9 protein-coding genes are annotated in these 10,940 nt (G+C 62.1%); 2 read left to right on the forward strand and 7 right to left on the reverse strand.

The window, feature by feature from the left end; all coding sequences use genetic code 11:
* Window positions 1-12 precede the first annotated feature (12 nt).
* The 6 genes from STHERM_RS07465 to STHERM_RS07490 form a co-directional block, all read right to left on the reverse strand.
* On the reverse strand, window positions 13-1,653 hold the full coding sequence (locus STHERM_RS07465; RefSeq protein ID WP_013314281.1) for an alpha-glucosidase: 1,641 nt from the start codon (window positions 1,651-1,653) through the stop codon (window positions 13-15).
* A 62-nt stretch (window positions 1,654-1,715) separates the two neighbouring features.
* Complete coding sequence (locus STHERM_RS07470) at window positions 1,716-2,615, reverse strand: carbohydrate ABC transporter permease (protein WP_013314282.1); 900 nt, start codon at window positions 2,613-2,615, stop codon at window positions 1,716-1,718.
* A complete protein-coding gene (locus STHERM_RS07475) occupies window positions 2,612-3,706 on the reverse strand; it encodes a carbohydrate ABC transporter permease (protein ID WP_013314283.1) in 1,095 nt (364 codons plus the stop codon). The genes STHERM_RS07470 and STHERM_RS07475 overlap by 4 nt, the downstream gene beginning before the upstream one ends.
* Window positions 3,707-3,778: 72 nt before the next feature.
* Window positions 3,779-5,053, reverse strand: coding sequence for an ABC transporter substrate-binding protein (locus STHERM_RS07480; RefSeq protein ID WP_013314284.1), 1,275 nt, complete (start codon window positions 5,051-5,053; stop codon window positions 3,779-3,781).
* A gap of 48 nt (window positions 5,054-5,101) precedes the next feature.
* Window positions 5,102-6,073: a LacI family DNA-binding transcriptional regulator gene (locus tag STHERM_RS07485; protein WP_237223216.1), complete on the reverse strand. Its 972-nt coding sequence runs from the start codon at window positions 6,071-6,073 to the stop codon at window positions 5,102-5,104.
* A gap of 166 nt (window positions 6,074-6,239) precedes the next feature.
* On the reverse strand, window positions 6,240-6,446 hold the full coding sequence (locus STHERM_RS07490; protein ID WP_013314286.1) for a hypothetical protein: 207 nt from the start codon (window positions 6,444-6,446) through the stop codon (window positions 6,240-6,242).
* Between the two features lie 150 nt (window positions 6,447-6,596).
* Between STHERM_RS07490 and STHERM_RS07495 the strand changes: the two genes are divergently transcribed.
* Together STHERM_RS07495 and STHERM_RS07500 are read left to right on the forward strand one after the other, a co-directional pair.
* Window positions 6,597-7,766: an iron-containing alcohol dehydrogenase gene (locus tag STHERM_RS07495; protein WP_013314287.1), complete on the forward strand. Its 1,170-nt coding sequence runs from the start codon at window positions 6,597-6,599 to the stop codon at window positions 7,764-7,766.
* Between the two features lie 101 nt (window positions 7,767-7,867).
* On the forward strand, window positions 7,868-8,452 hold the full coding sequence (locus STHERM_RS07500; RefSeq protein WP_148223890.1) for a septal ring lytic transglycosylase RlpA family protein: 585 nt from the start codon (window positions 7,868-7,870) through the stop codon (window positions 8,450-8,452).
* A 70-nt stretch (window positions 8,453-8,522) separates the two neighbouring features.
* Here the strand turns inward: STHERM_RS07500 and STHERM_RS07505 are convergent, their stop codons facing one another.
* Complete coding sequence (locus STHERM_RS07505; protein WP_013314289.1) at window positions 8,523-10,937, reverse strand: endo-1,4-beta-xylanase; 2,415 nt, start codon at window positions 10,935-10,937, stop codon at window positions 8,523-8,525.
* Window positions 10,938-10,940: the final 3 nt, after the last annotated feature.

Here is a 10,940-nt window from a genome sequence, read left to right on the forward strand (position 1 = left end):
GTGCATGGGAGGCTAGATCCTGTAGATGCGCGCCTCGTAGGGCCGGAGCCTTCCGGTCTCCGCATCCCCCAGGGAGGAGAGGACGAGGGCAGCATCCCCTTCTTCCCATTCCTGTTCCTCAGGGGTGAGGTTGAGCACGATCCTGAATCCACCGTGCCCTGCCGTCCGGTCGTAGACCCACAGGTGGTCCGAGTCGAGATCGTGCATCAGGAGGTCGCCGTAGACCAGGACGTCGACGTGTTCCTTCCTCATGCGGATGAGCCGCCTGTAGTAGGAGAGCAGGGAGTCGGGGTCGCGCTCCTGCTGAGCCACGTTGATGGTTCGATAGTTGGGGTTAAGCGGTATCCAGGGTTCGCCCGTGGTGAATCCCGCCTGTGTCTCCGCCGACCACTGCATGGGAGTCCGTGCGTTGTCCCTGCTCCTCGCCATGATCTCGGCCATCACCTCCCCCTCGTCCCTCCCCTCCTCCATGGCCCGACGGTAGTAGTTGAGGGTTTCCACATCCCGGTAGTCAGTGATGGAGGTGAAGTGGGCATTGGTCATCCCTATCTCATCCCCCTGGTAGAGATAGATGGTACCCGGCATGGTGAGCAGCAGGGTGGCGAGCATCTTGCCCGAGGCGAGCCAGTGTTCTCCGTCGCAGCCGAAGCGCGAGATACAACGGGGGAAGTCGTGGTTTCCCAGGTAGAAGCTCATCCAGCCGGCACGGGAGAAGGCCTTGTACCACGTGTACACGATCCGTTTGAACTGCGACCACCGCCAGGGATAGGGGTACGGGTTGCCGAACCGGTAGCCGTCGGGCCCAAGGTCGAGGAACATGTGATCCATGAAGAAGATGCTCTTGAGGGCCTTGTCGTCGCCGACCAGGTGGGGAAGGTCGTCCGGGTGGACACCCGCACACTCCCCCACGGTGAGGAGATCCCTTCCATGGAAACAGCGCCGGTAGAGCTCCTCGAGATACTCCCCGAGGTGCGGGCCGTTCATGAAGTACGGCGTCCCCGGGGCAAGCCCATCGGGCCCCACCTCATCGCCGTCGGGGAAATCGGGGTGCTTCGAGATCACACTTATCGCGTCGAGCCTGAATCCGTCTATCCCCTTGTCGAGCCACCAGTTGACCATGCGATAGAGTTCCTCCCTGAGCGGCGGGTACGCCCAGTTGAGATCGGGCTGTTCCCTGGCGAAGACGTGGAGGTAGTACTCCCCCGTGGCCTCGTCGTACTCCCAGGCCGGCCCCTCGAAGAGCGATCGCCAGTTGTTCGGTCGATCACGCCATATGTAGTAGTGCCGGTAGGGGTTGTCCCTCAAGGCACGGGAGGCGATGAACCACGGGTGCTGATCCGACGTGTGGTTGAGCACCAGGTCCATGACCAGACGGATGCCCCTCGCATGGAGGGCATGGAGAAGCTCCTCCCAGTCCTCCATGGTGCCGAGTTCCTCCATGATGGAGAAGAAGTCGCTTATGTCGTAGCCGTTGTCCACATTGGGAGAACGGTACACCGGGTTGAGCCACACGGCGTCCACCCCCAGGGAGGCGAGGTGGTCGATCCTCTGAATGATCCCCCTGAGATCCCCGATCCCGTCGCCGTTGCTGTCCATGAAACTGCGCGGATAGATCTGATAGACGATCGCCTCTTTCCACCACTGTCGGGACATACTCCTTCCTTTCTTCTCACCTTCGAGAATAGAATCCGTGGGAATCACATGAGTCCCGGGCTTCAACCCTTTATGGATCCCTCCATGAGACCACGCACGAAGTACTTCTGCAACCCGAGGAAGACGATCACCGGGAGCAGCATCGTGACGAAGGCACCCGACGTGAGCAGGTGCCAGTTCTGTCCCCGGGTACCCACCATGTTGAGGAGACGCTGAGTGAGCACCTCCATGTTTTGACCCACGCCGCTCAAGAACACCAGGGCCACCAGGAGGTCGTTCCAGACCCAGAGGAACTGGAAGATGGCGAAACTCGCGAGCGCCGGAGCCGAGAGCGGTACGATGAGCCTGGTGAAGATCTGGAAGTGATCGGCGCCGTCGATGAGCGAGCTCTCGATGATGCTCCTGGGGATGGTGGAGATGTAGTTGAAGAGCAGGTACGTGGCAAGGGGAAGTCCGAACCCGGTGTGGGCCAACCAGATACCCAGGAAGGTGCCGTTGAGGCCTATCTTCTGGTAGTCCCTGAGGATGGGAATGAGGGCCACCTGGAGCGGCACCACGAGGAGCGAGACGATGAGAGTGAAGAGGAGCTTCCTTCCGGGGAACTCGAGCCAAGCGAAGCCGTAGGCCGCGAGGGCGGCGAGGAAGATGGGGATGATCACCGAGGGGACGGTCACCGCGAGGCTGTTGAGAAAGGCAGAGGCCATGTTGTCACCCCGTACGGTCACCTTCCTGCCGTCGCGGGTGGTGTAGGAGTAGTCGGCCCCTGCGAGCACCTGGCGGTAGTTCTCCAAGGTGAGCTCGCCTGGAGAAGAGAAGACCGTCCACCATCCCGATCTCGTGGCCTCCTCCCTGGGCCGCAAGGAGGTGATGAAGAGCCCCAAGGTGGGTATGGTCCAGACCGTGCAGAGCACTGCGAGGACGAGTCCCATGCCCACCCGTCGCACCGTGGACATCTCTCTCATTTGAAGACCTCCCTTCTCCCGAACTGTCTGAGGTTGTACCAGATGATGGGGATCACGGCCAGGAATATGACCACCGCGATCGCCGATCCCCTCCCGTAGTGGAGGAACTTGAACATCTGCTTGTACTGCTGGCTCGCGAGCACCTCGCTCCCGTAGAGCCCGTTCGTCATGGTGTAGACGATATCGAAGATCTTGAGCGTCACCAGTATGATGGTGGTGGATACCGAGACGATGGTCCCCTTGATGCAGGGGATGAGTATCTTCACGGTGGTGACGAATTCTCCCGCCCCGTCGATGTGGGCCGCCTCCCTGAGCTCCTTGGGGATACCCTTGAGCGCGGCCGAGAAGATCACCATGGCGAATCCGGTGTAGAGCCATACGAGTATCACGATGAGGAAGAAGGTGTTCCACGGCCTCAGTACGATCCAGTTCTGCGGCTCACCTCCCAGGGCCACCACGAGGGCGTTGAGCACGCCGTACTGGGGTGAGCCGGGGGGCTGGTAGGCATAGACGAATCGCCATATCACCCCCGCCCCGACGAACGATATGGACATGGGGAGGAAGATGAGCGTCTTCGCCGTGCGCTCGAACGGCATCCTGTCGGCCAGGAGGGCCACCACCAGGCCGAAGAAGACCACCAGACCCGTCCCCACCACGAGCCATATGAGGTTGTTGGCGAAGGCGATGCGCATCGTCCTGTCGGTGAAGATGTAGAGGTAGTTGGAAAGCCCCACGAATCCGGAGCCCATCCGGTCGAAGAAACTCAGGTAGAACGTGCGCACGATGGGAAGGAAGAGGTACCAACCCATCACCAGGACCGCCGGACCCACGAACACGAAGGGGACGATCCTCCTCTGCCAGGCCATGGGAAGGCTGCGCACCAGGGAGCGGGCCGAGAGGAAGAGACCGAGGAGGACCCCGCATCCCCACACGATGGCGAGCAGTGTCATGAGGAGTCTCGCCTCACGCATCACCTTGAGGAGGGAGAACCCTGCGGAGAACCACAAGACCGTCACCACGAGGAGGATGATCCCGCCTGCCATCCTCGACGCCAGGACCCCCGTATTGCGAATATCATGAGAACCCTGCATACTTTCCTCCATGAAGGAAGGGGGCCGAAGCCCAAGGGGCTTCGGCCTCGGCATACGGAGCTGGCTCGGGTCTCACCTGGGCCAGCTTGCTTCTATCTGGTCGAGCACGGTCTCCAGAGGCACACCGGAGACCAGGTCGGCCATTCCGGTCCAGAAGGTTCCGGCACCCACTTCGGCGGGCATGAGGTCGGAGGCATCGAACCTGAAGACGTCGGCGTTCACGAGGATCTCCGCCATCTTCCGCTCGAGCTGGGAGCTGTAGTCGTCGAGGTCCTGGTTCTTGTAGGGGAAGAGCGCCCCGCCGGCCTGAGCCCAGATCTTTGCGGAGTCCCACGTGGTGAGGAACTCGAGGAATGCACGGACCTCGGGGGTGTCCCTGAACATCACGAACTGGTCGCCGCCGCCCAGCACGGGGGTTCCCCAACGTGGATCGATGGACGGAAGGGCGAAGACTCCCACCTCCTCGTCGAGGTTGGCCTGGATCTCCTCGGGCATGAAGCCGGTCACGAAGTTCCCCTGCCGGTGCAGGACGGCCCTGGGAGGATTCTCGAACAGCGGGAGCACGGCATCCTGGAACCTGGTGGTGAGGATGTTCTGCGGTCCTCCAAGCACGTAGCGTTCGTTGCCCCATATCTGCATCATGATCTCACCGGCGCGTCTCACCGCCGGGTGGTTGAACGGGATCTCGTGGTTCACCCACTTGTCGTACACCTCGGGTCCCCCAGTGCGCAGCATGATGTCCTCCATCCAGTCGGTGGCGACCCACCCCGTGGCCGTCCCACTCTCCATGCCGATGGACCAGGGCGCGTATCCCTCTGCGGCTATCTGCTCGGTGAGGGCCATGAGCTCGTCCCACGTGGCGGGGATCTTCCATCCCTTCGACTCGAAGAACTTCTTGGGATACCAGACGAGGCTCTTGATGTTCACCCGGTGGAAGACACCGTACACCTTGCCCTCGTACGAACCGAGCTCCTTCCACACGGGCTTGTAGTTCTGGTCTATCTTCGCCACCACCTCGGCGGGGAGGGGGATGATCTGGCCTTTGCCCGCAAACCGCTTCATGAGTCCCGGCTGCGGAAGGGCTGCGATGTCGGGCGGGGTTCCCGCCTCCACCTGGACGAAGATCTGGGTCTCGAACTCGGGCGATCCCTCGTAGACCACATCGATCCCGGTCCGATCCTCGAAGGGCCGTATGGCCTCCTCGAAGCGGGCGGCTTCTTCACCTCGGAACGCGCCGAACACGCGCACCACACGGCCGCCTGTCTGCTGCTGCTCCTGCGTGCCGGTGGCAAGGAGCAGGCTGCAGGCCGAGGAGATCACCAGGAGAAACAGTGCGACACGTCTCATTACTACACTCCTCTTTGAGAGATATGCAGGATCAACGATCCCGTATCGTCAGGTGGTGGATCGCTCCACCACCGAGAGCTCGAGAAACACCTTCTGGGCCGGCAGCTCAGAGTTCTCGAGATGGGAGAGGAGGATACGCGCGGCGATCATCCCCGACTGGTCGAGCGCCTGGGAGATGGTGGAAAGCCCCAGGTAGCCGGCCATGTCGAGGTCGTCGAATCCCAGTATGGCGAGCTCGCCCGGAACGCCGATACCCCTGTTGCGGGCGGCCGAGAGGAGACGGGCGGCCACGATGTCCGAGCTGGCGAAGACCGCTTCCCCCACCGCGTGGTGGGCCACGAACTCCTCCACCTGGTCCTGGATCGTGTGCTCTTCGAACTCACACATGGCCACACGGACCGAGGTCCGGGGGATCCCCTCTTCCTCCAGCCTGGAGAGGAACCCCTCGAGACGCTGCTCGGTGGCATCCAAGGTGAAGCGTTGCCTGGAGAACTCTCCTATGAAGGAGAACCGACGGTATCCCTTCGAGAGCAGGTAGGAGGCGGCGAGCCTCCCTCCCTCCCTATTGTCGATGAGCACGGACGAACAGCCGGGCAGGGCGCTCTCCACCGATACCACAGGAACGCGGAGATCGATGAGGCGTTCGAGGAGGGGCCCTTCCATCATGAGGCTGAGGGAGACGAGGGCGTCCACACGCCCCCCCATGGAGAGCAACTCGAGATACTCCTCGAGGTGGGTCTCGCTCTTCACGGTATAGATGATCACCTCGAAGTTCTCGGGGCCGAGTACGTCGGAGACACCGCGTATACGCTGGACGAACGAGGCCTCCGTGAAGAAGGGGGTGAGGACCCCTACCCTCCGGAGGTGTTTCCGCGCTCGTGCGGCTGCATCGGCTGCGGGTTCGAAACCCAGCTCCGCAATGGCGGCTCTGACCTTCTCCCTGGTCGAGGGCCGCACCCGTGAGGGAGAGTTGACCACCCGCGAGACCGTCGAGATGCTCACCCCGGCCTTTCTGGCCACGTCGTATATGGTAGGACGCCTGGACATGCCTCACCTGTATGAAAGTGCTTTCATGAATACTCTTTCATTATACCACAGACGCACCGGCTGTCAAGCACGAATCGTCATATCCGGCACAAAAGAAACAGGCCCCCAGAAACGGGGGCCTGTCCGGAGGGAACCGCGATCAGCCTACGGTGAGGCCTGCCTCTGCATACTCCCTGAGGGCCTTCTTGAGAGTATCATGGTTGAGTGCATAGAGGGCGACGAGGATCTCGCCTACCCTGAGATGCTCCTGGCCCTTTTCCATCCGCTCCCGCTGAATCATGAGGGCCACGTCCACCTGGGTTTCGGTGACATACCCCTTGGACACCAGGAACTCTCCGAATTTCATAGGGGGCCTCCTGGAGGGATCTCCTTATCAGTATAGTGCAGTCCTTCCTGGAATGCAAAGGAAAAGTGGAAGATGTGGCCTTTTTTTCGAAATATCGTTATGTTTATGGTACAATACATTATAACAGGCACTCTATATTAGGGAGGCGACATGAAGAGTTTCACGTTCTGGAACTATACGAGGGTGGTGTTCGGTCTCGAGGCCGAGAAGGAACTTCCCTCCTACATTCCTCTCCTGGGCCGGAAGGTACTCCTGCACTACGGGGGAGGGAGCATCAAAAAGATCGGGCTCTACGACGTGGTGGTGAAGGCCTTGAAGGATGCAGGGGTGGAGTGGGTCGAACTCGGCGGGGTGAAGCCCAATCCACGCCTCAGCCTGGTCCATGAGGGCATCGAGCTGTGCAGGAAGGAGGGGGTGACCGGGATCCTCGCGGTGGGCGGCGGGAGTGTGATCGACTCGGCCAAGGCGATCGCGGCCGGGGTGAAGTACGAGGGCGATGTGTGGGACTTCTATGCGGGGAAGGCCCAGCCAAAGGAGACCCTCCCGGTGGGCGTGGTGCTCACCATCCCTGCGGCGGGAAGCGAGACGAGCGGGAGCTCGGTCGTCACCAAGGAGGATGGCCAGCTCAAGCGCGGGATCACTTACGACATCCTCAGGCCGCAGTTCGCCATACTCAACCCCAAGTGGACGCTCTCCCTCCCGTGGTATCAGACGGCGTGCGGCATAAGCGACATGCTCGCCCACGTGATGGAGCGCTACTTCACCACGGTACCCCATGTGGAGTTGACCGACCGCATGGCCGAGGGGGTGATGCGCACCATCATCCACCAGGCCTATCGGCTCAAGGAGGATCCCAACGACATCAATGCCCGGAGCGAGATCATGTGGGCGGGTACGGTGGCACACAACGACCTGCTCGGCACAGGTCGTGAGGGTGATTGGACGAGCCATGGGATCGAGCACGAGATAAGCGGTATCTACGACCTGGCCCACGGCGCGGGGCTCAGTATCGTGTTCCCCGCATGGCTCAAGTACGTGCTCCCGAAGCGCACCGAGAAGATCGCCCAGTTCGCCCACAGGGTGTTCGGGATGGACTACTACTTCGACAATCCGGAGGAGACGGCACGCGAGGGTGTCCGTCGGCTCGAGCAGTTCTACCGGGACATGGGGCTGCCGGTGCGGCTCAAGGAGGCGGGTATCGACGGCTCCCGCATCAGGGAGATGGCCGAGAAGACGCGGGACGGGAAGCGGCCTGTGGGGAGTTTCGTGCAGCTCTCCACGGACGACATAGAGAAGATCCTCACGCTCGCCCTCGAGTAGGCGTGAGGTGACGGCGTGCGGGCCGCCCGGAGGGGCGGCCTTTTCTCGTTAGGAGGGTGGAGACTTGAAGATGCGGCATGTTCTGCCGATACCTCAAAGCGATGAGGGGCGTGTGCGTCCTTTTCCTGTGTGCGGGGATCCTCGCCGCCCAGTCCTGGTACGAGGAGGGGGTGGCCTCGTGGTACGGGCCCGGGTTCGCGGGCAAGGCCACGGCCTCGGGCGAGGTCTACGATCCCGAGGAGATGACGGCGGCGCACAGGAGCCTGCCGTTCGGCGCCCTGGTGCGGGTGTGGTGCCGGGAGACGGGGCACGCGGTGGTGGTGCGGATCACCGACAGGGGGCCGTTCGTGGAGGGAAGGGTGATCGATCTCTCGCGCCGCGCAGCCGAGATGTTGGGGTTCCTCGAGGAGGGGACGGCCCACGTGAAGGTGGAACTCCTCGCGAGGCAGGGGTTCCCCCAGGGTGGTGAGGGAGAGAGGCCGGTGTACCTGCAGGTGGGGGCCTTCCGGAAGGAGGCGAACGCCCTCCGGCTGGGGGTCCGGCTCGCCCGGGAGGGGTTCTGGCCGGAGGTGCACCGAGGGGAGGAGGGGGTCTACCGGGTGGTGGTGGCCGTGCAGGAGGTGGAGGAGGCGCGGAGGCGGCTTGGGGGGATGGGGTTGGGGGCGGTGAGGTGGGAGGGGCGGTAGGAGGGGCCTCAAAGAAGAAGGGCGATCTTTCGATCGCCCTTCCCGAGGAGGGTATGAGACGTAAAGGGCGTCACTGCTCCACGAGGGCGTCAATCCCCACGGTACTGGACCAGCTTCCCTTCTTCCACTCAGGTTCGAGGCTCCACACCAGGGTCTTTCCGTCCCTGAGCGAGAGCCTGTAGAGGTTCACCACAGGGGTCTCACCCGAGAGTTCGGTGACAATCCGCACGAAGGCACCACGCGAGAGACGCACGGGGTAGGAGTGACGTCCGTCCTTCAGGGTGATCTCGGCCGTATCCTTGATGGTCTCCTGGTCGTCCGAGACCTCTATCTTCACCTTCACCTCATCCCCTTCCCTCACGCGGGCGTTCGCCTCGAGGGATGAGATCGCGGCGGAGAGAGGCCGCCACTCGGTGGTGTGCATGCCACTCGCCGAGATCTTGAACTCGTGTGTCTCGGCAAGCTCCTCTATCTCACCCGGGCTCAGGATCCTGGGGATGATACGCAGGTCGTCTATGAGACCCACGAGCGGTCCATGGTCGGGGAAGTAGGTGGGATCGGCGTCCGCTCCCAGCACGAGCTGCGAGAGCGTACCGCTCTTCCCCGGTGTCACATCCTTCGAGGCCACATCCTCTCCGTTGATGTAGACCTTCATGGGAATCGTCCCTGCATTGAACCCACCGGTGACCGCGATGTGGTACCACTTCCCCTTCTCCAAGGGGTATTCCACATCCATCTGGAAGTCCGCATCGGTCTCGTCCTCGTAGTACCACGCGAGTCCCGCAGGACTCGTGAAGAGGGCGAAGTAGATGGGGTTGAGGGATGCGTCGAAGATCGATCGGAGGCCCTCTTCATCCGTGGTGGGCTTGTACCACAGGGAGATGGTGAACACCCCCTCAGAGGGTATCACGAGCCGCTGTGCGCCTCCGGTGCCCTGATAGAGAGGATCCTCGAGCACGATGCGGGAGGAGCCGTCGAACACCACGGCCTTCCCAGCAACCCCTTCGTCGAAGGTGAGGGAGCCATCGGGCACGGCCTTCACACCCGAATCCGAGAGGTTCGTAAGATCACCGTCGAAGTTGAACCAGACCGGCGGTTTCCTCAAGACGAGACCTCCTTTGAGCTCAATCCGGATGGGCTCGAGCCCGCCGATCTTCACCTCGTGCACCCCGCTCTCCTCAAAGGTGTATCTGAAGGTCACCACTTCCGCCTTCCGCGGGGGGAGGGAGATCGTCTTCTTCTCCACCACCTTCCCGTCCACCACGAACTCCACGGTGCGTTCCTCGGGCGTTCGGGTGGTGTTCTGCTCTTCCACCTTGAACTGGTAGAGTCCGCCCATGCGGTTCACGGCGAGGAGCCGCTCTGCGGTCATCGCCATGCGATAGGCGGTGAGCACCTCTTTCATGGCGTAGTAGGCGGGCTTGGGCCGGTACTGCTCGTCGAAGATGAGGGCAGCCCCCTCTCCGGGGAAGTGCGAGGGGATCCAGGAATACTTGTCGGTGAATCCCCAGATCTGGATCGCCTCCACCGCAGGCTGCATGAGGCACTCCCGCACCACATTCCGGTAGATGTCGGCCTGTTTCTCGAGGTGTTCCCTCGTGTACGGCATGGGAAGCCGCACGTCCATCTCGGTGATGTAGAGCTTGAGCCCCAGGTCGGCGAACCGCTGCATGTTGCGCCTGAAGCTGAGGACGTCGAGGCCTCCCACGGTGAGATGCATCTGGAACCCTATCCCGTGGATCGGCACCCCTCGGTCGAGGAAGTCCTTTACCATGGCGTAGACCGCATCGGATTTCTGGTTTATCGTCTCTATGTTGTAGTCGTTGTAGATGAGGATGGCATCCGGATCCGCCTCATGCGCCCACCTGAAGGCCTTCTCGAGGTAGTCGGGCCCGATCACACTGTACCAGATACTCGTCCTCGGCTGACCGTTCTCCTCGAAGGCCTCGTTCACCACGTCCCAGATCTTCACCTCGCCCTTGTAGCGCTTCATCACCGTGTTGATGTGGTCACGGAGGAGCCGCTCGAGCTCTTCCTTGGTCCAGCTCCCGAGCGTGAGCCACTTGGGAAGCTGGCTGTGCCAGACCAGTGTGTGGCCGTGCACCACCATCCCGTGGTCGAGGGCGAACCGGATCGTGGTGTCCGCAGCCTCGAAGTTGTACTCCTCCTTCGAGGGCCTGAGCCAATCCCACTTCATCACATTCCCGGGCGTGAGGATGTTGAACTCCCGGGCGGCCACCGCCATGTACGTCTCTGCATCGGGCAGGTTCCAGAAGCCTTCTCTCACCCCCACACCGATCTTTATCCCCAGGGCATCCGCATCCTCGCGGAGCGGGGGCGGGGTGAGCACCATGGTCATCTGCGAGGGTGCTATCCTGTCGGTCTCCACCCGCTCGGGAGCACCTCCCGCCTCCATGGACGTGCATCCTGCAAGAAGAGCGAACACGATCCCGGCCGTAACCAGGCTCAGCGGTCGAGTCCACATGGC

Source organism: Spirochaeta thermophila DSM 6192 (genome assembly GCF_000147075.1).
Taxonomy (GTDB): domain Bacteria; phylum Spirochaetota; class Spirochaetia; order Winmispirales; family Winmispiraceae; genus Winmispira; species Winmispira thermophila_A.